Raw genomic sequence first — 23,494 nt, forward strand, 5'->3', positions numbered from 1 at the left:
CGGAGTTTCGCATAAGGACGAACAGAGATGGCTTATTACATCGCCCGAAGACTAGGCCTTGCCATACTGGTGATGCTGACCATTTCCTTCCTGAGTTTTGTGATGCTCAAGATGTCTGGTGATCTGGCGATTTCACTTGCAGGCGAGGGAAGTGGCGCCGACTATGTCGACTTTCTTCGCAAGACATATGGCTGGGACAAACCGCTGATCGCGCAATACTGGGATTGGCTTCTTCGGGCACTGCAGGGTGATATCGGTACTTCGTTCTATTACGGCAGTCCTGTCGTCACACTGGTCCTCGATAGAATGCCCGCGACTTTGGCACTGGGAGCCATTGCGATCGTCATGGCATTGGCCATGGCTATTCCTCTTGGTATGGCCGCCGGTCGTGCGCCTGGCGGGATGGTGGATCGCATAGCCTTGTTCATCGCGCTTCTCGGTGTGTCGACACCGATTTTCTGGCTCAGCTTCATCCTTATTCTGGTGCTCGGGTTACAGTTCGCTGTGCTGCCGATCTCAGGCGGCGGTTCCTTCAAGCACCTGCTAATGCCGGCAATGGCGCTTGCGTTCTACTCGATGCCGGCCATCATCCGTATTTCTCGCGCAGGCATGATCGAAGTGATGCGTTCCGACTATATCCGCACCGCGCGCGCCAAGGGCCTGCGCCCGTGGCAGATTTATCTACACCATGCTCTTCGCAACACGCTGGTTCCGGTTGTCGCTGTAGCCTCCGTCCAGTTCGGCTTCCTGCTGGGTGGTTCTGTTGTCGTAGAGAATATTTTTGCAATTCACGGGATCGGGTACCTGACCTGGGAGGCTATCAACCAGAATGACTACCCCGTCGTTCAGGCAGCGCTTCTGGCAGTGTCCTCCGCTTACGTCGTCCTGACGCTTCTGGCCGACCTCATCAACGTGATGATCGATCCCCGTATCAGATTGGACTGAACATGCGCCTGCATATGACTGAAAACACACCAACAGCGCGCCTCTGGAAAGGTCCCCGTATTCCTGTTGGTCGCTGGGGTCTGACAACGGGGGCGGTCATTATCGGGCTGATTGCCATCGTCGCAATCCTGGCACCATGGATCGCGCCTCACTCACCATATGAGCAGTCGTTGACCGACCGCCTTATCCGTCCTGTCTTCATGGAAGGTGGCAATTGGAACCATATTCTGGGAACTGATCACCTCGGCCGGGATTATCTCAGCCGTCTGGTCTATGGAGCAAGGCTGTCGATTATCATCGGCTTTGGTACCATCCTGCTCTCGGCGGTCATGGGCATCGGTCTTGGGCTTTTGGGCGGATTCTTCGGTGGCCGTATCGATATGGCCGTCATGTTTTTGCTGACGGTCCGCCTAAGCCTTCCCATCATGCTTGCCGCGATTTCGCTGGTCGGCCTGCTTGGCAATTCGTTGCCTCTGATGATGCTCATTCTCGCCTGTTTTCTGTGGGATCAGTTTCTTGTGGTGACACGGTCCCTGACCATGCGTTATCGCAATGCCGAGTTTGTTCTGGCGGCACGCGCTGCTGGACTATCAAATTTCCGCATCATGACTGGTGAAATCCTCCCAAACCTTGTGAGCCCGCTGATTGTTGTCGGCACGCTTGAGATGGCACATGCCATTCTGCTTGAGGCTGCTCTTTCGTTCCTCGGTCTCGGCATTCGTCCACCCGATAGTTCTTGGGGCCTGATGATCGCGGAAGCCAAAGACTTCGTGTTCTTCGAATCCTGGCTCGTCAACATTCCCGGTCTGGCGATTTTTGTGCTGGTCGTTGGAATAACCTTTCTAGGCGAGGGATTGCGCAGTCTTCTTGCACCCGATGCCTCGCAATAACCATCAGATCAGAGTGAACAGTATGACCAAAGATATCTATCGCATGACCCTTCGCGAAATGGGTGAAAGTCTGCGGGATGGAAGCCTGACCGCGATTGCAGTCGTGGATCATTATCTTGAGCGGATCGAGAGGATCGATCCTGCACTAAATGCTTTCGTTTATCTGGATAAAGACGGTGCGCGCTGCGCAGCCGCGCAAGCCGATATGCGGTTCAGCGCCGGTGAGCCGCTTGGTCCGCTTGACGGCATTCCTGTTGCAGTCAAGGATAACCTCCTGGTCGCTGGCATGCCCTGCGTATGGGGTACGCGACTTTTTGAAAACTTTAGCGCAGAGACCGACGAACTGCCCGTTCAGCGGTTGCGTGAGGCGGGCGCGGTTATTCTCGGCAAGACGAATGTCCCAGAATTTACGTTGCGCGGCTTTACCGGAAATCCGGTTTTCGGCTCGACAGGCAACCCGTGGAACCCGGCGCTGACCCCAGGTGGATCCAGTGGTGGATCGGTGGCAGCGGTTGCTGGCGGACTTGCGCCCTATTCCCTGGGCACCGATGGCGGGGGCTCAATTCGACGTCCTGCCGGTTATACAGGGATCGTTGGCTTGAAGCCTTCAATTGCCCGTATACCACGTAACAATGGCCTGTTGCCGCTGCTTTCCGACTGCGAGGTTGTTGGGCCAATTGCTCGGACAAGCGATGATATTCGCGTAATCATGAGTGTGATCGGTCATGCAACCAGTGAGGATCAGCGGTCATATGGTTTCCGGCCAATATCTCTGGATGCAGAAGAACCAAAAGCATTGCGTATTCTGTTTGTAGAACGTTTCGGAGAAGCACCTGTCGATCCCGAGATCGTTGCTCTATGCTCGGCATCTGTTGATGTCATGCAACGCCTTGGCCATCAGATAACACGTGGGTCATTGCCACTGGACCTTGGGCCGATCTCAAATGGCTGGCAAATACTGGCAAATGCAGGATTGGCCAAGCTCGCGCAGGACATGCCATGCTTCTTCGATCTGGTCTCACCGGCATTTGCAGATCAGGCGAGGGCAGGTGGCAAACTCTCTGCCAGCGATTATGTCGGGTTTATTGAAACGATCAATGCTTTCCGCTTTGCCGCTGGCAAATTGTTCGAAGATTTCGATGTCGTCATAACGCCGTCGTCTGCTGCTCATCCATGGCCGCGAGACACGCAGTTTCCCCCTGTTATCGATGGCAAGGATGCGGGTCCCCGTGGTCACGCAATTTTCACCAACTGGGTGAATGCATGCGGGCATCCGGGCATTTCGCTACCCGCAGGCTGGAACAGCGACAATATGCCCGTGGGCTTGCAGGCTGTTGGGGCCTATGGCGCGGATGGTCTGCTTCTGGATTTTGCAACACAATTCGAGAAGGCTCAGCCCTGGGCTCATCGCTGGCCAGCATTGGCAACAGTCTGATGTCATCCATCCTTACGAGTTTGTTCGACCGGCAATTGATTGTCCGGGTGTTGGAGACATTGGCTGTAGGTGCATTAGGCGGGGGGCTTCTCGAGCTTTCCGGCTTCCCTGCCGGATGGCTGTGCGGCTCTATGCTTGCAGTCATCATCGCCGTGTTCGCAGGGAGACCTTTACGAATTCCAGATGGATTTCGGGGTGCAGCGTTCATCTTGCTAGGCTCCTCCATGGGGGCCGGCATAACACCGGAAATGCTGGTCAAACTCGAAAAGTGGCCTGCCAGCATAGCCCTCTTGGCTATTTCGGTGGGGGCAACCATGGTTGTCGGGACACAGTATCTCATCCGCCGGCATGGCTGGGATCTGGCATCGGCGCGATTGAGTTCTGTCCCGGGGGCGCTTTCGGCTGTTTTGGCAATTGCAGGCGACAGCAAGGGGGATCTTGTCAAAATCACCATCAGCCAGACATTGCGGCAAATCGTTCTGGTTTCACTTGTGCCTTTGCTGATCTATGTCAGTCCGGCAGGGCCTGTGCAAATCGAAATCCGGCAGGCATCGGTATTTGATATCGGAGTGGTGCTTGTGGCCGGCAGCATTGGTGGTCTCATCTGCGCCAGATTACGCATTCCCGGTGGCCTCTTGCTTGGCGCTCTTCTGGCCAGCGGTTCATTGCATGCAACTGGGATCGTCGAAGGCGTACTTCCTGCTCCAATATTGATCGTGGCCTATATTGTCGTTGGCTCTGCCATCGGTGCAAGACTTCGTGGTACAAGCCTGCCAGCTATCATAGCACTTTGCGGACCGGCACTTGGAAGCATTGCTTTTGCGATTGTTATTGCTGGCTTTTTCGCCGCGCTGGCGGCTTTTTTGACAGGATTGCCATTCAACGAGATCTGGCTGGCTTTCGCACCAGGTGGCGTTGAGGCCATGACCGTGCTTGCCTTTGCCCTCAACCTCGATCCGAGCTTTGTCAGTTCGCATCATCTCATCCGGCTTGTCGGTCTGATGGTGTTGAGCCCAGTCTGGACAATTGGACTAGGGCGCGGCGGTCAATCCTGAAACCGCCACGCCCGCTTCTATTTATTCGTGATTAGATATTTGGCCAGCGATCCGCCCAGGGGAACTCTTGTTCATAGGCTGCGGCCACCGAGAGCAGGTCCCAGTCAGCGCCGAAGGGTGCGATGACCTGGAAACCGATTGGCATGCCATCCGATGCAGGATCGCACGGAATACTAATGCCTGGAAGACCGGCGGAATTCACGAATCCTGTGAACGCCCGGTGATATGGTGGCCCGAATTCCTCTGCTTTCCATGGCATTGCGCCTGCAGACGGGGTCATGATGAAGTCATAGGTTTCGAATGCGACGGCGAGTTGCGCGTAGATTTCCCTGAACGCCATCAGTGCATCGACATAGTCGATCGCAGAGAGCGACTTGCCCTTTTCGATCATCGGCGGATAGGCGGTCCCAATATTACCTTCCCAATCCGTATCTTTCAGCAGCCATGCAAGTCCGGAACCGCCGATTGCCGGCCAATGTTTCTCGAACAGTGCAACATCGAAGGGAGCCGCGCCGGTTTCGACTTCAAAGCCAATCGACGCCAGATTTTCGGCTGCCTTGGCACAGGAAATACGGATTGGTTCTTCAACAGGCATGTCGGCTAGCTGTGGGACATAGAGGACTTTCAAGCCCTTGCGCGCAGGTGTGAGTTTACCCTTTGTGAAGCCGTAGGATGACCGGTCGTGCGGGTGCGGTCCTTCGACAGCCGATAATGCCAGGGCGACATCTGCGACCGTGCGCGCTATGGGCCCGATGATCTCGAAGTCATGCAGGATTTGTGGCAGTCCGTTGATGCGCGCGACGCGACCGGTCGAAGGTTTGAGGCCAACAAGTCCGTTATGGGCTGCCGGACGGCGAATGGAGCCACCGCCATCGGTTCCGAAAGCAATTGGTGCGACACCGGAAGCCGTGGCAGCAGCGCCGCCGCCTGTGGAGGCACCGCTGGTTAGTTCCGGGTTCCATGGGTTGCGCGTCGTGCCAAAAGCCAACGTGCTGACATTGCCGCGGCCGAGTGTGAATTCCGAAACATTGGTCTTGCCAAGAATGACAGCACCCTGTGCTCTGATCCGTGCGACGGGCAATTCATCTTCAGGCGAAATCTGATCGAGGAACAAATTGCTGCCCCAAGCACAACGCAGGTCCTTCACATGGATATTGTCCTTGATAGTGACTGGAATACCGTCGAAGTCGCCGAGTGGTTGCCCTTGCGCAAAGCGCTTGTCGCTTTCAGCCGCAGCCGTTCTTGCGCCATCGACGTCCATTGTTGCGAACAAATTAAGGTTGGGATTGACGGTTTCGTTGCGCTTGAGAACCTCTTCAAGAACGGCGGTCGGTTGCAGTTCGCCTTTTCTGTACGCCGAGTGCAGCTCGGATGCGGAATAGGACCATAACGGTTTACTCATTTTTTCTTCCTCAGAAATGCCGGTTTTTGATGTGGCAAAGCTGAAGGGGAGCAGGGGGGATGTCCAATAAGAAACGCGGATAAAGGCATAGGCTATTACTAATGTCGGATTAGTTCGGTTTTGCGGATATGCCAAGTTCGTTCAGGTGCTTCGCGAAACCACGCATCTCTTCACGAACCTGGGTAAGAAACGATTTGGCCAGAGGCGAAAGTCCTGGTTTTTTCAAATACACAGCAACCAGTGATCTGCGGATCTCCGGTTTGAAGGCGGCGACGGCAAGGTCATCGTTTCCGCGTGGAGACAGTACGAAGGGTAGGGTGATGGCTATGCCCAGACCCTGCCGTACAAGGTCCGCTGACACCACGGAGAGGTTAGTGGTTAGAAAGCTGCTTTCATTGGTGTTACGGTCGAAAGACATGCGTACATCGAATTCCTGACGTACCTGCTGACCGAAAGTTATGACAACTTCGTCTTTCAGCGCTTCCGGTGTCAACACTGGTGTGCCTGCCAATGGGTGATGCGCTGGCATCAGGCATATCATTTCCGTTGCCATCAACGGTCTCACAACCATGTCAAGATGTTCGACAGGCAGAAACGTAAAGCCGATATCGGCAGAACGATCCTGAACCCGTCTTGTAACTTCACGGCTGGAATAGGCCTCGATGCTGATGCGCGTCTGCGGATGGGCGTCCTTCAGCCGGCTAAGAGACTGTGGCAGAATCCATCCAGTCAGGGGGTGGACCGTTGCAATCGAAAGACTGTTATCCTGTTCTCCGCGCAGTCGTGCGGCACGCTCTCGCAGGGCCTGCATATTATCGAGAACGTCTTCCATGTTTTTCAGTAGCAACTCTGCATTCGCGGTCAGCTTGAGCGGACCGTTCCCACGAATGATTAGTTCAACCCCGAGCTGGTTTTCCAGATCCCTCAGCGCCTGACTGACCGAGGGTTGGGTTATGCGTAATAGCCTCGCCGTCTCGGTGACGCTCATGACGCGGGAGAAAAGCCGGAAAACTTCCAGATGCCGAAGATTCGGGTTCATGTGCACTCCAGGGCAATCGTTGCCTCCCGCTCAGACCATAGGCATTTTCCTATGAAAATATAGAAGGAAAATATTGGACGCACAGTAGATCATGGTCTCCAATCCGGTCACGGGAAGGCGCCATGCAGCGAGAGATGCACACCGTTGAAGGTCTTGGCTCTGGCTTTTCCCCAATAACAAAACAAGGGAACTCCATTCATGCTTTCACGACTATTCGCTCTTGCTATTCCTCTTTCTACGTCACTGGCGCTCGCATCGAGCGTTTGCGCGCAGGAACTTGCCTATGCTTCCAAACTTGTTTCGCCGGGAACGATCACCATTGCGACGACCGGAAATGCTCCTCCCATGACCACGATGGGTGGCGATGGTGCGCTTACCGGGTTCGACGTGGAGCTTTGCCGCACAGTGGCCAGCGGCCTGAAGCTGAAAACCGAGTTCGTGCGAGTCGATTTTGCCGCGACAATCCCCGGCCTGAAAAGCGGGCGGTTCGACATGATCTGCTCTGCGACTGCCCGTACCTCACAGAGGCTCGCATCGCCCGATCTGTTCATGACCGAGCCGACGGTGGAGAATTTTTCAACCCTGCTGGTCAAAGCTGAAGGTGCAACGATTGCTGCGGTCGGTGAAGCCAAAGGCAAAACCATCGGGGTCGTGCGTGGCGGTCAGGAAGGCAAGCTGCTGTCCGATTTATTCGGTGAAGACGTCACGGTCACGACGTATCCCGGGATTGCCGAGGAAATACTCGATCTAAAGAATGGTCGCATCGATGCCGTTGCGATTAACTACATCACCGCCAGCCATCATGTTCACCGTGATCCGGCGCTGAAGATTCTTGTACCCGGTTTCGAACGTGATGGCGTTTCTCCTTACACCCATGCATTGATCGTTAGCCGTAGTCAGCCAGAACTGCTGGAAGCGGTGAATGGTGAACTGGCGCGACTGAAACAGAGTGGTGAACTCGCCAAGCTCCAAGAGACCTGGATTGGTCGTAACTGATAGCGGGCAGCGATCATGGATTTCGGTTTTCTCGTTGAGAGCCTGCCCATCCTTTTGCGGGCAGCCTGGACAACTGCGTGGCTGACAGCAGCTACGCTCGTCTTGTCCACGATCGTCGCTCTGCCTCTTGCCGTATGCGGTCTTCGCAGACCCGGACCGTTGTCGTGCGTCATTCAGGCCTGCAGCACACTGATGCGTTCCGTGCCGACACTCGTGATCCTGTTTCTGGTCTATTACGGCCTGCCGGAGATTGGAATTGTTCTACCAGCGCTGGTCACAGCACTGGCAGGACTTATGCTTTCGGCGGTTGCCTATACGATGGAAATATTCCGGTCAGGATTGAAATCGGTCGATCCCGGGCAATACGAGGCAGCAAGTGCGCTTGGTATTCCTGCATGGAGGGTATGGGTTTGGATCATCTATCCTCAGGCATTGCCTGTTGTCGTTCCCACATGGCTTTCGAACGCAACGCTAATCCTGAAGGGTACATCGGTCGCCTCGATCATCACAATCCCCGAACTCACAGCCAAGGCCAACGAACTGGTCGCCGAGAGCTACCGGCCATTTGAAATCCTGCTATCGACTGCCGCAATCTATATCCTGCTTGGTGGTCTTCTTTCCCTAATTGCACGGGCCTCCGTGCGCCGATGGAGTCCAAAATGAGCGCCAGCCAACCGAATCAACCGAAAATAGGTTTCGTTAGTCTCGGGCAGGGGCCGCGTCTTGATCTGGACAGCTATCATCAACGCCTGCTGAAGCAGACGGGTATCAAGGCACACGTCATTTGGCGACATGTCCTTGATGGGCTTTCTCACGAGGCGCTGGCGTCTATGGCTGCGAAAGATGGCATGCCTGCTATTCGCTCCAATCTGCGTCAGTCGGGTGAGCATAGCGCTCTAGGCCCGGGTTGGACTGCGCGTTGGTTTGACCGTGACAGTTTCATACCGCTGGTCCAGGAAGCCATCGATGATCTGGAAGTGAAAGACGGTGTTGATCTGACCATCATTTGTGCTGCCGAGGAGTTTCCTGCTTCAAGCTTCCGATCAAACCGTCCGGTTGTCTTGCCAAGCATTGCGATGGCTGCTTATGCGCAATTGCTGGCAAACACCAAACCAACTGCAACTTTAGGACTTCTTGTTTACGGAGACCGCCAACGCCAGCAACAACAGGATGGATGGGCAGCCAAGACTTGGGCAGGCGACCTTAATCTCGTCTTTTGCGGTCATGGCAACGACCTCAACGCTGCTGCTGAAGAATTCCGGTCCACCATACCTGACCTGATCCTGGTCTGGGCTTATGGCGCCGGTGTCGGGCAAGGAGAAGACGGTGCTGAAAGTCTCTCGCTGAAACTCGGCGTTCCCGTTATTTCGGCAGCAGTTGCGTCGGTTTCAATGGCCGCAAAATTGCTTTCCAGCGCGAGCGAGAAGGTCAGCTCATGATCGCTATATGGTCAACAGTTCTCAATCTTGCACCATCAGTGGCGAGTGCAACACTAGATGCCTTGTTTCTCTTGGTGACAACCGTATTTCTGTCAAGCTTTCTGGCTGTCTGGTTGACGGTTGCGGATATTGCTGCGCCGAAAGCCCTGCGCCTTTTTATTAGGCTCTACAGCTGGCTTGCACAAACTACGCCACCACTCATCCTGCTGTTTCTGGCGTTTTATGGATCGACCGCATTTGGATGGTTTATCTCGCCAATGACGGCTGCTGTCATTGCCTTCGTGCTTTTTGCGACAGCCTATTATTTCGAGATATTTCGAGCGAGTTATAACGGCGTTCCGCAGGACCAGTTCGAAGCTGCATATGCGCTTGGCATTCCCCCGCTAAGCTTTGCCATAAAGGTAATAATTCCCCAGGTCGTCAGGATTGCCGCCGCACCGTTTATCGGGCGGACGACCGTTCTGTTCAAGGAGACCTCACTGGCGTCGGCGATATCGGTAAGCGAAATCATGAGCACTACCAGTGCCTTCATCTACTCGGGAGAGAACCCTTTGCTAATGGTCGCTGTCGCGGGTGCAATCTACGCGATTATCAACACATTCCTGATCACAATTGAAAAACGCTGTACTCGAAGGATGGCAATCGCATGAGTTCTGTTCACGCAATCGCACATTCTTACACACCACGCTGGCCAGAAAAACCGGACGCTGTTCATGCTGTCGAGTTGCGCGGTGTCGGGCTTTCAATTGGCGATCAGGGCATTTTGAACAATATCGATCTTGCCATTCGCAAGGCGACGACCACGGCGATCATTGGTCCCAGCGGATCAGGCAAAACCACTCTCCTGCGTTGCATCAACTATCTTGCACGGCCAACGGCAGGTGAGGTCTGGGTTGGTGGACAGCTTGTGGGACATCGTGAGCGCAATAACAGGCTTGTTCCTGCTGGTGAGAGATTATTGCGCCACCACCGGCGACAGACAGGAATGGTTTTTCAGAAATTCAACCTGTTCCGTAACATGAGCATTCTTGAGAATGTCGCTTTTGCTCCTGTATCTTCGGGTATTTGCACCCGTGAGGAAGCCAACGATCGAGCGCGGCGTCTTGTTGCCCGCGTTGGATTGGCGCACAAGCTGGACAGCTTGCCTGAACAGTTATCCGGTGGCCAGCAACAACGCATAGCCATTGCTCGTGCTCTTGCGATGGAGCCGAAGGTCATGCTCTTCGACGAGGCAACATCGGCCCTCGATCCAGAATTATCGCGAGAGGTTCTTCATCTTATGCAGGAGCTTGCAGAAGAGGGGATGACGATGATTGTTGTCACCCACGAAATGAGTTTTGCCCGCAACGTTGCCCACGAGGTGGTCTTCATGGAAAACGGTTCGATTTACGCCAAGGCACCGCCGGCTGAATTGTTTTCCGACCTTGCGCCGGAAAGGGTGCAAACGTTCCTTGCCGCATGATTGTGCTTTTTTAAGATCAATCTCCACCCAATGAAAGAATGGAAACATGACATTTTCTCTCGTTATCCGTGGCACTGCAGTTTTGCCTGATGGTCTGCTTGAGCATGGATGGGTCGGTATACGCGATGGGAAGATCGCTGCACTTGGAACGGGCGAGGTGCCCGCGAGCGACGAGGTTTTCGACGCTGGTGACGATCTGATCATACCGGGCGTCATCGACGGTCAGACGCACGCCTGCAGTTATGGCGGCCTGCCGGGCATTGCCTCTACGACTCGGTCTGCTGTCGCGGGTGGCATCACCACGATAGTCGACATGCCCTATGACAATCCCGATCCGCTCAACTCGCTGGCAACGCTCAACGCCAAGATTGCCGCTATTGGCAAGCATGCCCACTCCAATGTCGCGCTGTATGGCACCGTCATGCCGGGCCAGTCGACAGATGAGATCGCCGGTCTGATTGCGGGTGGCGTTGTGGCCTTCAAGATTTCGACCTTTGAAAGCAGCCCGACTCGCTTTCCGCGTATATCTTCAAACCAGACGTTGGAAATTTTCAACGCGCTTGCGGATACTGACATTCCGCTTGGTGTCCACAATGAAGACCAGGAAATCGTGCGTGCGCACATCGCCGCAGCCAAGGCTGCAGGCCGTGATGGCATCGAGGCTCACTCGGAAAGCCGACCCGTGGCAGCCGAGATGGCGGCCACAGCGCAGTTCCTTGAGCTCGGTGCCGCCGCTGCTGCCCATGCGCACATCGTGCATTTGACAACGACACGCGGGTTCGACATCGTCGAGAACTACCTCTCTGATGGTTACCGTTCAACCGGCGAACTGTGCGTGCATTATCTCTGGTTCGACCCTGACGCCGACGGCGCGGAACTGGGCGCTAAGATGAAGGTCAACCCGCCGATCCGCCCCGGTCAGATCGAAGCCTTGTGGGGCGACGTTATCTCCGGCCGGGTGGCTTTCGTCAGTTCGGATCATTCCTCCTGGCCGATCGACAACAAGTTCACACCATCGATCTTCGAGGCGGGCGCGGGCGTTCCCGGTCTTGAAACCCTGCTTCCGGCTTTCTTCACCGGTGCAGAACTGCGTGGCTATGATGCCGTCATGTTGACCGTCGAGCAACTGTGCGAACGCCCTGCCAAATTCTTTGGCCTGTGGCCCCAGAAAGGCTCCTTGAGCATTGGCGCTGATGCCGACATCGCCATTCTGAAGGCTGAAGCGCAAGTATGGGACGCCGCCAAGGCGCATGACGAGTTGAACTGGAGCCCCTTCGACGGGCGTGAATTCTCCGTCAAGGTTTCGCGGACATATGTCGGCGGAAAGCTGGCCTTTGACGGTACAAACGTCGTCAACGCAGCCGGTGACGGGCAGTATGTCGCCCGCGGCACGTCCAGCTGGTTCTGACCTTCGGAGACAAAAGATATGACACTGATCAACAACGAGACATCGGGTGTCTTCGTGATTGCCTGCACACCGTTCACTGACAACGGCGCCATCGATGTGGCGAGCGTCGACAGAATGGTGGACTTCTATTACGACAAGGGCGCCGATGGTCTGACGATCCTCGGCATGATGGGAGAAGCGCCGAAGCTGACACAGGCAGAATCCATCGATATCACCCGCCAGACGATTGCCCGTTCGGCCGACAAACAGGTGGTGGTCGGCGTTTCCGCACCGGGTCTGGCCGCGATCGGCGAACTGACCAAGGCGGTGATGGACATGGGCGCTGCCGGTGTCATGGTCGCACCGCCATCCAGCCTGCGCACCGACGAGCAGATCATCGGTTACTACCGCAACGTCATCGAGACCATCGGCACCGATGTCCCCGTCGTGCTGCAGGACTTCCCGTTGTCTACCGGCGTGCAAATCTCGTCGCGGACGCTTGGCATGATCCTGGAGGCGCATCCGAGCATCGTCATGCTCAAGCATGAAGATTGGCCGGGCCTGCAGAAGATCACCGATCTGCGCGAGGCGGAAGCAAAGGGCCGTCGTCGCACCTCCATCCTGTGCGGCAATGCGGGCGTGTTCCTGCCGGAAGAAATGCAGCGCGGAGCCGATGGGGCGATGACCGGGTTTGCCTATCCGGAGATGATGGTCGAGGTCTGCCACCTTTGCGATGAAGGCAATCATGACAAAGCACAGGACCTGTTCGACGCTTATCTTCCCTTGATGCGCTACGAACAGCAGCCGGGCCTTGGCCTTGCTATCCGCAAATATGTGCTGGCCAAACGCGGTGCCATCACCAGCGCTGCACAGCGCCGTCCCGGCGCTTCTCTCAATGCCAAGGCCATCGCTGAAGTCGAACGACTGATCGAGCGTCAGACACGCAAACTAGATGAACTGAAGTAAGGCATCGATACCATGGACTTTATGATTTCCGGCAAGACCGCACTCGTTCTCGGTGCCAGCCGCGGCCTGGGGGCCGCCATCGCCAAGGGACTGACCGCAGAGGGCGTCAAAGTTTTTGCCGCTGCCCGTAATGTCTCGGCGATGGAGGAGACCGAGAGCTTCATTCCGATCAGCGTTGATCTTTCCGACGCCGCATCAGTGGCAGCGCTGATCGCCACGATCAAGGCTGCCGGTGGCGTCGATATACTCGTCAACAACTCCGGTGGGCCGAAGGCTGGTCCTGCGGTCGGCCAGTCGAAAGACAGCTGGACAAACGCGTTCGAAAGCATGGCGACTTCGATCTTCGCGGTCACCGATGCGATGCTTGAAGGCATGATCGACCGCAAGTGGGGCCGCATCATTACCATTGGGTCTTCCGGCGTTGTACAGCCCATACCCAACTTGGCGCTTTCCAATGGTGTGCGCGCCGCCGTGTCAGGCTGGTCGAAAACGCTGGCCGGTGAAGTTGCCCGTCACGGCATCACAGTCAACATGATCCTGCCCGGCCGGATCGACACCGACCGCGTGCGCGAACTGGATGCCGGCAGGGCCGAGAAGACCGCCAACACGGTGGAAGCCGTGCAGGAAGCATCGCGCGCCGAAATCCCGGCCGGTCGTTACGGAAAGCCGGAAGAATTCGCGGCCGTCGCGGTCTTCCTCGCCAGCGAACATGCAAGTTATGTCACCGGCTCCGCCATCCGCGTTGATGGCGGAATGATTAGGGGTGCATGAAGAGTGCTGGCTGAACGCCTTCATACTCAATGGTGCTGATCGAGCGAAATTTCGAGCATTGCATAGTTCGCGGGGATTGAAGCTGGTCGCCATTCCGGTCAGAGCTGGATGTGCGCGCCCCCGCGCATACCATCACGCCCAACCTTTCAAGGCTCTACCTGAGTAGTAGCTTGGCGTCGTCGCGCGATAGAGTGGAATGGTCGCGGCTCCTAAATGCGGTACTTCGCTTAACTCCGATTTGCGGATTTCCGGTGGCTCAACGAAAAAGTCCTCGCCGAGAGTTTCCAGCGATCCAAGCCTTTCGACAATTTCCGCTATGAGCCAGGCCGGCAACGACCCGCCAAAAACAATCGTGGAGGGATCGAGTGTTCTAGCAACAGTAAGCGCCAAGCTTCTAAGCTGATCCGTCGCGCGCTCCAACCACTGCATAACAATAGGGTGATCAGAATAACTTTCGTCAATGTCACAAAGACGATTGATCGTGACACCGCTGCTGTCCAGAAGATTGCAAAGATCCTGGCCTGAGGGGCGGTGATGTGATTTGGGGAAAAGGCCGCCAAATTCTCCGGCATTTCGGTTGCTACCTCGATAGAGATGTCGCTGCACAACAACACCCCCTCCGATGCCATATGTCAGCCAGATCATCGCGAAGTTTGCGAGGTTACGGCCAACACCGTAATAGAGTTCAGACAGTATCACAGCCTTACCGTCATTCTCGTGATGTACCGGGTAATCGAAGAACGGCTGGAAATCCCTGTCAACGTCGACGTCATGCCAGCCAGTAAACTGAGGGATTTGAAAGACGTGGCCCGGGTTGCGAGAGAAATGGCCCGGAAATGACAGGCCGCAACCAAGTATTCTCCGCTTGTCGACCTTTGATGCCGCGACAACCGCCCGTGTTGCTGGGGCTGCTATGTTCATAATGTGCCGGAAGCTGTGATCGCTCAGATCTTCGCGAACCTCCGCCCTGATCTTGCCATTGAGATCCGCCACGCAGATCCTCAAATCATCCGGATTGAAGTAGACTCCAATAGTGAACAGGCCATCAGGAGCAAGCTCCAGAGCGGTTGAAGGTTTTCCCCGGCCGGAACCACCAGTCCGATTAGCCTCGGCTTCACGGATGAGACCTGCCTCCAGCAGGCTCGATGTCAGTCGTGTGAGGGTAGGAGCTGAAACGTCCATGTCCCGCGCGAGTTCAGTCCGCGACATGCCGCCGCGGCCGCGCAACATTTCGATCAATCGACGTTCGTTATAGCCGAGGTTAATCAAATCTGTCCCCTGTCTCACATCTCTCAATTTGCATAGCTTAGTTCACTAGACGTAGCATCTGATTTCTTTTTGCCCCTGCGTGGACGCGCATGAATTCTGTGGGGTGGTCGGACTTTAAATAAGCAATAACAGTTACTTATTCAAATTATGATAGTTTTGCGAAATCAGTCTTGACTTATTTAATTACGTAATGAAAATTAATCGTAGCGCTGAATATGATTGATAGATCCAGGCAAACTGGACGCGGCAAATCGACATGCGCTTTCGGGAACCAAAACAATCTGGAGGCCACATTGGGCTATGTTCGTAATTTTGTGACCGCTCTCGCCACGAGTGCGGCTATGTTCGCTTCGCTGTCGGCTGCTCATGCTGACGGGACCGTTGTGATCTACTCTGCAGCTCCCCAGCAGATGATGGACGATTTGCTGCCAGCATTTGAGAAGAAGACCGGCACCAAGGTCGAGCTCGTCAAAGCCGGTTCCGGTGAGTTGATGAACCGCATCAAGGCGGAAAGCGGCAAACCGGCGGCCGATGTCCTGTGGAGTGTTGATGGCACCGTCATCGATTTTTCCGCCGATCTCTTCCAGCCCTATGAGGCGAAAGAAGCTTCGGCGATTACTCCCTCGCTGGCGCCAAGCAAGAACTGGATCCCTTTCACGGCTGTTGTCACAGCGTTCATCGTCAATCGTGATGCGCTAAAGGGTGCCCCGGTACCCACGTCTTGGGAAGATCTTGCCAAGCCGGAATATAAGGGACTGATCTCATCGGCTCGCGCCGACCAGTCCGGTTCGGCATATATTCAGCTATCGACCGTGCTTCAGCTTTTTAAGCCTGAAGAAAAAGGCTGGGAAATTTACAAGGGCATTCTTGCAAACACCGTCTTCTCAACATCCTCCGGTGCCGTGCCGCGTTTCGTCAATGATGGTGAGCAGGCGATCGGCATTACCCTCGAAGACGCCGCGCTTCGTTACAAGCTTGGCAACGCACCGGTCGATATCGTCTATCCGAAGGAAGGCACCGCAATTGCTCCGGACGGTATGGCCATTGTCAACGGGGCGCCGAACGCAGCAAACGGCGAGGCCTTCATCGACTTTATCATCTCGAAGGAAGGCCAGGAGGTTGTCGCCAAACATGGTCGTCGGCCGATCCGTGGTGACGTTGCAGCCAATGCTGCCCTCGTGCCGCTGTCTGAAGTTCCGGATGCAAAATACGACTTTGCATGGGCCGCTGAGAACCGCGAACAGGTCATGAAGACCTGGAACGATGTCATGCTGGATATCCAGTAACATGAACGGACGGACATGGCATGTTTGCCGTGTCCGTTTCTCCCATTTGATCCGCCATTCCCATTCGTTCGTCCGCAGGCATCAAAACTCCTGACGGTCTACGGAGACGCTTTATGTCCGCTGTCGAAATCTCAAACATCCGAAAAAGTTACGGGGCGACCGTCGCTCTTTCGGACATCAATATCTCCATTCCGTCCGGCTCTTTTTTTACGCTGCTTGGTCCAAGCGGCTGTGGCAAAACCACCCTTCTGCGCACGATCGCCGGTTTTCACCAGCAGGATAGCGGTAGCATTGCGATTGCCGACCAGAGGATTGAGAACGTGCCCGCGCACAAGCGCAATGTGGGTATGGTTTTTCAAGATTATGCAGTTTTCCCGCATATCAGCGTTGCAGACAACATCGCCTTCGGTCTGAAGCAGCGTAAGGTTTCGCGCAGTGACATTGAGCGTCGCGTTGCAGATATTCTCGATGTTGTGCAACTGAAGGCCTACGCCCAGCGTATGCCGCACGAATTGTCCGGTGGCCAGCAACAGCGTGTCGGTCTTGCCCGTGCTCTCGTCATAAATCCGCAGGTTCTGCTGATGGACGAGCCACTCTCCAACCTTGATGCCAAGCTGCGTGTCGATCTGCGCCGCGAACTGCGCGCTATTCAGCAGTCAATGAACATCACCACTATCTACGTCACGCACGATCAGGAAGAAGCGCTGGCGATGTCAGACTTCGTTTGCGTCATGTATGGCGGCGTGATCCAGCAGGCGGCAGCACCCTGGGAAGTCTACAACAGTCCGGCCAACCGGTTTGTTGCGTCTTTCGTCGGTGCCAACAATTTTATGGCACTTTCGGTAGAGGGTGCACAGGCTGCCATCGCAGGGACCGCCGTCGTGCTGCCGCAACTGACAGGGGCGGCAACCGGTAAGCCGCTTGTCGCCGCAGTGCGTCCGGAATTCATCTCGGTCAATGCCGCAGCTGGCGATGATCTCATTCGTCTGCCTGTAAAAATCCGTCAGGTCAGCTTTACTGGCCGCGAAATGGCCGTCGCCGCCGTGCTTGCCTCCGGCGAGGAAATTGAGGCGATCACCAAGCCGACGCCTGATATCATCGCGCTTCATCCCAACGACGATGCCACTTTTGCATTTGCCGCCAGCAGCGTGCAGCTTTTTGAGGACGGCGTGACCGGGGCGAGGGTGCTTTGATGGCTATGACAACTGCCACATCCGCTCCCTTGAGCCGCTTGAGAATGCCCGGTTTCTGGACGGTGATCACCGCTCTGGCCGTTATCCTCCTCGCGGTTTTTCTGCTTCTGCCGATTGCCAATGTCCTGGCGATCAGCTTCTTCGATGCGTCAACCGGCGATTTCGGCATTTCCAACTATGTGCAGGTTCTGACCCGGCGTTTCTACACGCTGGCTTTGTGGAACACGATCGTGATCGGTCTCATGGGGATGCTCGGTGCCTGCCTGATCGGCATACCGCTCGCGTTTTGCACGTCCCGCTACCGCATTCGCGGCCGCGCCGTGATCGCCACTTTCGCGGTTCTGGTACTCTGTGCACCTCCGTTCATCGGCGCCTATGCGTGGATCATGCTGTTCGGCTCAAACGGTGCAGTTACAAACGCTCTACAGGCTATTGGGATACCGGCACCGACGATCTATGGAATTCCTGGCATCGTTATGGTCTTCAGCCTGAAATTCTTTCCATACATCTATCTGATGACGGAAAACGCGCTGAACACGATCAACAAGTCCTACGAGGACGCTGCCGAAAATCTTGGCTGTACCGCTTTCCAGCGCTTTTACAAGGTGACTTTGCCGCTGATATTCCCGGCTGTCAGCACCGGTGCCATCATATGTTTCGTGCTGTCGATCGCCGATTTTGGAACGCCTGCCATTCTCGGTCGCGGCGTCCGCACACTGGCAACCATCGCCTATTCGCAATACACATCCGAAATGGGCGGCACGCCAACGATGGCGGTCACGGTTTCGATGTTGATGATTGCAATTTCGATGATCGCGCTTCTGCTGCAACGCCGTATTCTCTCCAAGCGTCGTTATGCCAGCGCGCTGACCAACCGACCCGTCAAGAAGTCAATGTCACCGCTGAAATCGTTACTCGTGCACGGCTTCTGCTATCTGGTTGTCTTCATTGCGATGCTGCCGGCATTTACCGTCGTGTACACATCGTTTCTCGAGACAAGCGGACCCGTCTTTACCGGCAATTTTGGGCTTGGCAGTTATGAGCGTATTCTTCGGGATTCTCCGCAGGCAATTTACAACAGCTTCCTGTTCTCACTGGCAGCCGTCGCCATGATTGCCGTCGTCTCCGGCCTCTTGTCCTTCATCGTCGTCAGAAAGGACAATGTTGTTTCCGGTTCGCTCGATCTCGTTCTGATGGTGCCTTACCTGATCCCGGGTGTGGTCATGGCAATCGGTTATGTCGCAACCTTCCGTCATCCACCATTCGATATCACCGGCACTGCCTTGATCATCATCCTTCTGGTTTTCATCCGGCGCCTGCCTTACGGCGTGCGTTCGACCACATCGATCCTGCGGCAGATCAAACCATCGATCGAGGAGGCGGCAGTTAACCTCGGCGCATCACCGGCAAAAACCTTTGCCTCGGTGACCGTGCCACTGATGATGCCAGGCCTGATCATCGGTTCGCTGATGAGCTTCATCACTGCCATCAACGAACTGTCGTCGACGCTTATCCTTTATACGTCGCGGACAGTGACCATGCCGGTGCTGATCTACGTGCAGGTGATCGACGGCGAGTTTGGCACGGCAGCCGCCCTGTCAACCTTGCTGCTGGCCTCGACCGGACTGTGTGTCTTCATCGTTTTCCGTTTCTCGGATCGTAAGGAATCCGCGTTCGTCTGATCCCCGGCCTCGGCCAATCGACAGGTGTGACCGGCGCTTCAGGGCGCCGGACGGCCCCCTGTCGCCAACAGGACCTGCATTTATGAATATCGAAGCATTTTCACGATCCAAATATAAGAACGGCGCCAAGCCGGGTGATGACATCATTCTCATCGAACCGGACACACTTCTGGCGGTTTTCGACGGCGCAACCGATCCGACTGGCGCCTTTTACAACGGCGAAAGTTCCGGTCGCATTGCAGCCCGAAGCGCCGCACAATGCACGGCGCGCCTTGCCGCTACGGGCACGCTTGTTTCGGCGTCGGGCCGTGAGATCTTTCAGGCGTTAAGCGACAGCGTCCGCGATGCGGCAATCGAGCGCAACATTGCCCATCCACCATCAACGACGGCGGCAATTGTCGTCAGCGCGGGCGATCATTTTCGTCTCTTGGCACTCGGTGACACGGGCATTCGCATCAATGGCGAGACCATCTATCAGCATCACAAGCTGATCGATACCGTCAGTACAGCGGCACGTATTGCCGTGCATGGGATTTTGTCTGATCGGATGGACGACAGCGACGAAGCCGAAATGGCGACGCGCAGGGTCATTTTTGATGGTCTTGATGCAGCCGTGGCGACGGGTCGTTTGACGGCACTAGAGGCATCAACAGCGATTGCCACCGCCGTTGCTACCGCGAAGACTGCTCTGGAAATCGCCGAAAAGTTTCTAAAGGGCGGCATCCGCACGCAATTCCATTACGCCAATAGCACGCAACCGCTGGGCTACGCCTCGATCAATGGCAAGGACATCACCATCGATGGTTTGACCGATGTCCTTCTATCAAAAAACGACGTGACGAGCATCGAAATTTTCTCGGATGGTTACGTCTCGATCCCGACTGGTGGAATTCACGTCGGCGACTGGGAGAGGGAATTCGAGCGGGTTGAAGCCGTCGATTTTCACAAGACTGGTGCCTTTCCTGCCGTGAAAGGCTCGACCTCTGTCGAAAGCTGCGATGACAGGACGATCCTTTCTGCCACGCTTCCACGATCAGTCGCGATCTGAACCCACAACACCGCTGCCGCCGCGCAACCAGGCCGGCTTTGAAACCAAGAAGAACAGGATTTGATTATGCAGGCCCAGGACAGCCAGACATGGAAAGAAATTTTCGCACAGCCGCGCATCTGGGCCGAATGGGGTCCGATCCTTGCTGGCAAGGCACAGGAAATCAGTGCCTGGATCAAGGAAAAACAGATCACCGAGATTGTCTTTGCCGGTGCCGGAACCTCGGCCTTTATCGGTGACGCATTGAGCTTTGCGCAATCTGACGGACTTATCATAAAGGCAATCCCGACCACCGATATCGTGGCATGCCCGTTCGAATGCCTTCGCAATGATCCGCATCTTCTCGTCGTGCAGTTCGGCCGCTCGGGTGACAGCTCCGAGAGCATTGGCACGCTTGATCTGCTCGATATGCAGTTCCCCAAGGTGCAGCGGCTGAACATCACTTGCAACCCGAAGGGTGCTCTTGCCACGCGTGCGCCTGTGGGAAGTGGAGAGCAAAAGGTGATTGCGCTGCCCGAAGCGACGCATGACAGCGGTTTTGCAATGACGTCCAGTTTCACGACCATGCTGTTATCTGCACTGGCCTGCCTCGATACTGGGGCGGATGTTGCTGATAATCTCAACAGGATCGCAGACAAGGCATCCTCGCTACTGCCAGCGCTGCAGGCTATGACACCGCCGAGGCCCGACCGCGTGGTTTTTCTCGGCTCAGGCTCACTGAAGGGTGTGGCCCGTGAATCTGCGCTCAAAGTTCTGGAACTGACGGCCGGCCAGACCATGACCTCGTGGGACAGCACGCTTGGTTTTCGCCATGGTCCAAAGGCGGTCATCACCGGCCGTGATCTTATCGTCGTCATGGTCCATCCGGATGCGCATACTGCGCTTTATGATCACGATGTGGCGCGCGAGATCATGGCGCAGTACCCAGAGGCCACGGTGCTGACACTTGGTGGAACGGGTTGCGATGTGAATCTTCGGACCTTGGGTGACGCCCGTTGGGAGGCACCGCTTTATGTGCTGGCGGCGCAGTTGTGGGCCGTTGCATGGTCAGGCGAACTTGCGCTTAACATCGACAATCCGTTTGCGGGACAGGGAAATCTCTCTCGAGTGGTCTCCGGCGTAACGCTTTATCCGGTGCGGGCATGATCTGCGGCGGCATCGATATCGGCGGCACCAAGATCGAAGCACGGCTGTTTTCCAACGATCTGGCGACTGTCGAAATGCGACGCATCCCAACGCCGAAGGAACGGCTTGCCGATTTCATCGATGCCCTCGCCGAGCAGGTCCGATGGCTCGAGCAGCTTTCGGATGAGGGCCAGGCGTTACCTGTGGGAATGGCCATACCTGGTCTTGTCGATGTGCATACGGGCCGTGCTTTCACCTCCAACCTGCCAGCCAGTGGTTACGACATCGCCGCCATACTGGAGGAACGGATTGGTCGCAGGCTGCCATTGATGAACGACTGCCAGGCGTTTGCCCTGTCGGAGGCAAATGGTGGAGCCGGTGAAGGGTTCAAGACCGTTGTTGGCCTGATCATGGGTACCGGCGTCGGGGCAGGTCTGACGTGTGACGGTCGGTTGACGCCACGTCTGAACGGTTCGGCACTGGAAATTGGCCACATCGGCATTCCGGCCCATATCTCTGTGGCTCACGGTTTGCCGTTATGGGACTGCGGCTGCGGGAAGCGTGGATGTTTCGAACGCTATGTCTCCGGCACGGGTCTGGCGGCACTTGGCGGGCATAAGTTGGGACGACCGGTGACGGCCGAAGAGATCGTTGCCTCTGCGCAAGCCGGGGATAAGCAACAGCAAGAGGTAATGTCCCTATGGGCAGAGATCGCCTCGGAACTGTTGCTGATCATCCAGCTTACACACGACCCCGACTGTATTGTGCTGGGCGGCGGATTGTCCAGCATTCCGGATGTCGTGTCGCTGCTGGAAAAACCGTTTCAGTCCATAAAGCTCGGCGAAATGTGCATGCCGGCCATCCGCTCCGCCATCCATGGTGACAGCTCCGGAGCACGTGGTGCCGCCATCATGGCAAGCCGAAACCAATCTAACCCGTCTGGAGCCCCATTTTCATGACCCAACTCATCGCCGCCGATTTCATCTGGATGGATGGTGCCATGCAAACCGGGCTTGCGGCTGAATTCGCCAGCGGTGAGCTGAGAGAACTCCGGCCGCTTGAAAGCGACGAAAACCCGGACATGCGGGTCCATTTCCTTGGCCCGGCATTGACCGATCTGCAGGTGAACGGCAGCGGCGGAGTGATGTTGAATTCCGATCCTTCGGCACAGTCAATCTCACATATTGTCACGACGCAACGCTCTCTTGGCACCGGCTGGGTAATGCCAACCCTCATCACCTGTGAAGCTGAACGTATGCGCGCGGTCGCGACAGCGGCACGGGACGCTTGGGGAACGGCTGGCTTCCTCGGTCTTCATATAGAGGGTCCGCATCTCAATGTGTTGCGCAAAGGCACGCACAATCCTGCGTTTATCCGGCCCATGGATGAAACAACACTGGCGATCCTTGAAGAACTGCGTTCAGCTGGCATTCCAGTGATGCTGACGCTTGCGCCAGAGACCGTCGATTTGGACACGATCCGCCGCATTGCAGATATGGGCGTGATCATCTCCGCAGGCCATTCTGCGGCAACAGCGGACGAAACCAGAGCCGGACTGGAAGCGGGTGTTACCTGCTTCACCCATCTCTATAACGCAATGCCACCCATGGGCTCGCGCGAGCCTGGCATCCTCGGTGCGGCGATCAATTCGGATGCCTATGCCGGGATTATTGTCGATGGCCATCATGTCGATTGGTCGATGGTGGCTCTGGCCTGCCGTGCGCGTCCGTCCCCGGGGCGTATGTTCATGGTCTCCGATGCAATGGCGACGATTGGCGGACCCGATCAATTCGAACTTTATGGCGAGACAATAAGGGTTCGGGATGGGGCACTTATCAATCAGGCGGGTTCTCTTGCCGGAGCGCATGTCGATCTTGCCACATGCCTTGCGAACGCCGTCCAGCATGTCGGGCTGTCACTGGAAGACGCTTACCAGATGGCAGCCATGATCCCACTGGACGTGATGGGTCTCAAGCGAACGGCACTTCGCCAAGGAACCCCCACCAGCGAAATCATAGCGCTCGATGACGCCCTGCGGCGTGTTGCGATCTGACACCGCAATGCGGCCATCGGGTAGCAGGATCGGGCCCATTAGAGGATTGGA

22 protein-coding genes are annotated in these 23,494 nt (G+C 55.9%); 19 read left to right on the plus strand and 3 right to left on the minus strand.

Annotated features, from left to right (window positions below):
* The first annotated feature begins 27 nt into the window (after positions 1–27).
* From IB237_RS17355 to IB237_RS17370, 4 genes are read left to right on the plus strand one after another with little or no spacing between them, the layout of a single operon-like run.
* Positions 28–945 carry an ABC transporter permease gene (locus IB237_RS17355; RefSeq protein ID WP_192489960.1) on the plus strand — a complete coding sequence of 306 codons (918 nt, stop codon included), beginning with the start codon at positions 28–30 and terminating at the stop codon, positions 943–945.
* A 2-nt stretch (positions 946–947) separates the two neighbouring features.
* Positions 948–1,835, plus strand: a complete 888-nt coding sequence (locus IB237_RS17360) for an ABC transporter permease (RefSeq protein ID WP_192489961.1) — start codon at positions 948–950, stop codon at positions 1,833–1,835.
* A gap of 22 nt (positions 1,836–1,857) precedes the next feature.
* Positions 1,858–3,270 carry an amidase gene (locus IB237_RS17365; RefSeq protein ID WP_192489962.1) on the plus strand — a complete coding sequence of 471 codons (1,413 nt, stop codon included), beginning with the start codon at positions 1,858–1,860 and terminating at the stop codon, positions 3,268–3,270.
* Positions 3,270–4,325 (plus strand): AbrB family transcriptional regulator, encoded by a 1,056-nt coding sequence (locus tag IB237_RS17370; protein WP_192489963.1) that lies wholly within the window; start codon positions 3,270–3,272, stop codon positions 4,323–4,325. The genes IB237_RS17365 and IB237_RS17370 overlap by 1 nt, the downstream gene beginning before the upstream one ends.
* A gap of 31 nt (positions 4,326–4,356) precedes the next feature.
* Here IB237_RS17370 and IB237_RS17375 read toward each other — a convergent pair whose 3' ends face one another.
* Together IB237_RS17375 and IB237_RS17380 are read right to left on the minus strand one after the other, a co-directional pair.
* A complete protein-coding gene (locus tag IB237_RS17375) occupies positions 4,357–5,727 on the minus strand; it encodes an amidase (protein WP_192489964.1) in 1,371 nt (456 codons plus the stop codon).
* Between the two features lie 109 nt (positions 5,728–5,836).
* A complete protein-coding gene (locus IB237_RS17380) occupies positions 5,837–6,766 on the minus strand; it encodes a LysR family transcriptional regulator (RefSeq protein ID WP_192489965.1) in 930 nt (309 codons plus the stop codon).
* Between the two features lie 198 nt (positions 6,767–6,964).
* Here IB237_RS17380 and IB237_RS17385 point away from each other — a divergent pair, with 198 nt between their 5' ends.
* The 8 genes from IB237_RS17385 to IB237_RS17420 are packed head-to-tail and all read left to right on the plus strand — an operon-like array spanning position 6,965 to position 13,787.
* Positions 6,965–7,762: an ABC transporter substrate-binding protein gene (locus IB237_RS17385; RefSeq protein ID WP_192489966.1), complete on the plus strand. Its 798-nt coding sequence runs from the start codon at positions 6,965–6,967 to the stop codon at positions 7,760–7,762.
* Between the two features lie 15 nt (positions 7,763–7,777).
* A complete protein-coding gene (locus IB237_RS17390; protein WP_192489967.1) occupies positions 7,778–8,425 on the plus strand; it encodes an amino acid ABC transporter permease in 648 nt (215 codons plus the stop codon).
* A complete protein-coding gene (locus tag IB237_RS17395; RefSeq protein ID WP_192489968.1) occupies positions 8,422–9,201 on the plus strand; it encodes an AroM family protein in 780 nt (259 codons plus the stop codon). Before IB237_RS17390 ends, IB237_RS17395 begins: the two co-directional genes overlap by 4 nt.
* Positions 9,198–9,851: an ABC transporter permease subunit gene (locus IB237_RS17400; protein ID WP_192489969.1), complete on the plus strand. Its 654-nt coding sequence runs from the start codon at positions 9,198–9,200 to the stop codon at positions 9,849–9,851. The genes IB237_RS17395 and IB237_RS17400 overlap by 4 nt, the downstream gene beginning before the upstream one ends.
* Positions 9,848–10,663, plus strand: a complete 816-nt coding sequence (locus IB237_RS17405; protein ID WP_192489970.1) for an amino acid ABC transporter ATP-binding protein — start codon at positions 9,848–9,850, stop codon at positions 10,661–10,663. Before IB237_RS17400 ends, IB237_RS17405 begins: the two co-directional genes overlap by 4 nt.
* Before the next feature lie 46 nt (positions 10,664–10,709).
* A complete protein-coding gene (locus IB237_RS17410) occupies positions 10,710–12,071 on the plus strand; it encodes a dihydroorotase family protein (RefSeq protein ID WP_192489971.1) in 1,362 nt (453 codons plus the stop codon).
* An 18-nt stretch (positions 12,072–12,089) separates the two neighbouring features.
* Positions 12,090–13,016: a dihydrodipicolinate synthase family protein gene (locus IB237_RS17415; protein WP_192489972.1), complete on the plus strand. Its 927-nt coding sequence runs from the start codon at positions 12,090–12,092 to the stop codon at positions 13,014–13,016.
* 12 nt (positions 13,017–13,028) lie between these two features.
* Complete coding sequence (locus IB237_RS17420) at positions 13,029–13,787, plus strand: SDR family oxidoreductase (protein WP_192489973.1); 759 nt, start codon at positions 13,029–13,031, stop codon at positions 13,785–13,787.
* Positions 13,788–13,919: 132 nt separating this feature from the next.
* On the opposite strand, the gene IB237_RS17425 is transcribed toward IB237_RS17420, so the two are convergent.
* Positions 13,920–15,056, minus strand: coding sequence for an ROK family transcriptional regulator (locus IB237_RS17425; protein ID WP_192489974.1), 1,137 nt, complete (start codon positions 15,054–15,056; stop codon positions 13,920–13,922).
* Positions 15,057–15,397: 341 nt separating this feature from the next.
* On the opposite strand from IB237_RS17425, the gene IB237_RS17430 reads away from it, so the two are divergent.
* The 7 genes from IB237_RS17430 to IB237_RS17460 all read left to right on the plus strand — a co-directional run bounded on the left by IB237_RS17430 (position 15,398) and on the right by IB237_RS17460 (position 23,443).
* Positions 15,398–16,342 (plus strand): ABC transporter substrate-binding protein, encoded by a 945-nt coding sequence (locus IB237_RS17430; RefSeq protein WP_192489975.1) that lies wholly within the window; start codon positions 15,398–15,400, stop codon positions 16,340–16,342.
* 113 nt (positions 16,343–16,455) lie between these two features.
* A complete protein-coding gene (locus tag IB237_RS17435; protein WP_192489976.1) occupies positions 16,456–17,535 on the plus strand; it encodes an ABC transporter ATP-binding protein in 1,080 nt (359 codons plus the stop codon).
* Entirely contained in the window at positions 17,535–19,217 is a 1,683-nt protein-coding gene (locus IB237_RS17440; RefSeq protein ID WP_246788047.1) for an iron ABC transporter permease, read from the plus strand. Before IB237_RS17435 ends, IB237_RS17440 begins: the two co-directional genes overlap by 1 nt.
* A gap of 82 nt (positions 19,218–19,299) precedes the next feature.
* Entirely contained in the window at positions 19,300–20,265 is a 966-nt protein-coding gene (locus IB237_RS17445) for a hypothetical protein (RefSeq protein WP_192489977.1), read from the plus strand.
* A 66-nt stretch (positions 20,266–20,331) separates the two neighbouring features.
* Positions 20,332–21,411, plus strand: coding sequence for an SIS domain-containing protein (locus tag IB237_RS17450; protein ID WP_210324010.1), 1,080 nt, complete (start codon positions 20,332–20,334; stop codon positions 21,409–21,411).
* A complete protein-coding gene (locus IB237_RS17455) occupies positions 21,408–22,349 on the plus strand; it encodes an ROK family protein (protein ID WP_192489978.1) in 942 nt (313 codons plus the stop codon). The genes IB237_RS17450 and IB237_RS17455 overlap by 4 nt, the downstream gene beginning before the upstream one ends.
* Complete coding sequence (locus tag IB237_RS17460) at positions 22,346–23,443, plus strand: N-acetylglucosamine-6-phosphate deacetylase (protein ID WP_192489979.1); 1,098 nt, start codon at positions 22,346–22,348, stop codon at positions 23,441–23,443. The genes IB237_RS17455 and IB237_RS17460 overlap by 4 nt, the downstream gene beginning before the upstream one ends.
* Positions 23,444–23,494 lie beyond the last annotated feature (51 nt).

This window comes from Agrobacterium sp. AGB01 (assembly GCF_014851585.1).
In the GTDB taxonomy this organism is placed as follows: Bacteria; Pseudomonadota; Alphaproteobacteria; order Rhizobiales; family Rhizobiaceae; genus Agrobacterium.

Coding starts and splice junctions, on each gene's coding strand:
- IB237_RS17355 (WP_192489960.1), top strand. CDS start 28: ATGGCTTATTACATCGCCCGAAGACTAGGCCTTGCCATACTGGTGATG.
- IB237_RS17360 (WP_192489961.1), top strand. CDS start 948: ATGCGCCTGCATATGACTGAAAACACACCAACAGCGCGCCTCTGGAAA.
- IB237_RS17365 (WP_192489962.1), top strand. CDS start 1,858: ATGACCAAAGATATCTATCGCATGACCCTTCGCGAAATGGGTGAAAGT.
- IB237_RS17370 (WP_192489963.1), top strand. CDS start 3,270: ATGTCATCCATCCTTACGAGTTTGTTCGACCGGCAATTGATTGTCCGG.
- IB237_RS17375 (WP_192489964.1), bottom strand. CDS start 5,727: ATGAGTAAACCGTTATGGTCCTATTCCGCATCCGAGCTGCACTCGGCG.
- IB237_RS17380 (WP_192489965.1), bottom strand. CDS start 6,766: ATGAACCCGAATCTTCGGCATCTGGAAGTTTTCCGGCTTTTCTCCCGC.
- IB237_RS17385 (WP_192489966.1), top strand. CDS start 6,965: ATGCTTTCACGACTATTCGCTCTTGCTATTCCTCTTTCTACGTCACTG.
- IB237_RS17390 (WP_192489967.1), top strand. CDS start 7,778: ATGGATTTCGGTTTTCTCGTTGAGAGCCTGCCCATCCTTTTGCGGGCA.
- IB237_RS17395 (WP_192489968.1), top strand. CDS start 8,422: ATGAGCGCCAGCCAACCGAATCAACCGAAAATAGGTTTCGTTAGTCTC.
- IB237_RS17400 (WP_192489969.1), top strand. CDS start 9,198: ATGATCGCTATATGGTCAACAGTTCTCAATCTTGCACCATCAGTGGCG.
- IB237_RS17405 (WP_192489970.1), top strand. CDS start 9,848: ATGAGTTCTGTTCACGCAATCGCACATTCTTACACACCACGCTGGCCA.
- IB237_RS17410 (WP_192489971.1), top strand. CDS start 10,710: ATGACATTTTCTCTCGTTATCCGTGGCACTGCAGTTTTGCCTGATGGT.
- IB237_RS17415 (WP_192489972.1), top strand. CDS start 12,090: ATGACACTGATCAACAACGAGACATCGGGTGTCTTCGTGATTGCCTGC.
- IB237_RS17420 (WP_192489973.1), top strand. CDS start 13,029: ATGGACTTTATGATTTCCGGCAAGACCGCACTCGTTCTCGGTGCCAGC.
- IB237_RS17430 (WP_192489975.1), top strand. CDS start 15,398: ATGTTCGCTTCGCTGTCGGCTGCTCATGCTGACGGGACCGTTGTGATC.
- IB237_RS17435 (WP_192489976.1), top strand. CDS start 16,456: ATGTCCGCTGTCGAAATCTCAAACATCCGAAAAAGTTACGGGGCGACC.
- IB237_RS17440 (WP_246788047.1), top strand. CDS start 17,535: ATGGCTATGACAACTGCCACATCCGCTCCCTTGAGCCGCTTGAGAATG.
- IB237_RS17445 (WP_192489977.1), top strand. CDS start 19,300: ATGAATATCGAAGCATTTTCACGATCCAAATATAAGAACGGCGCCAAG.
- IB237_RS17450 (WP_210324010.1), top strand. CDS start 20,332: ATGCAGGCCCAGGACAGCCAGACATGGAAAGAAATTTTCGCACAGCCG.
- IB237_RS17455 (WP_192489978.1), top strand. CDS start 21,408: ATGATCTGCGGCGGCATCGATATCGGCGGCACCAAGATCGAAGCACGG.
- IB237_RS17460 (WP_192489979.1), top strand. CDS start 22,346: ATGACCCAACTCATCGCCGCCGATTTCATCTGGATGGATGGTGCCATG.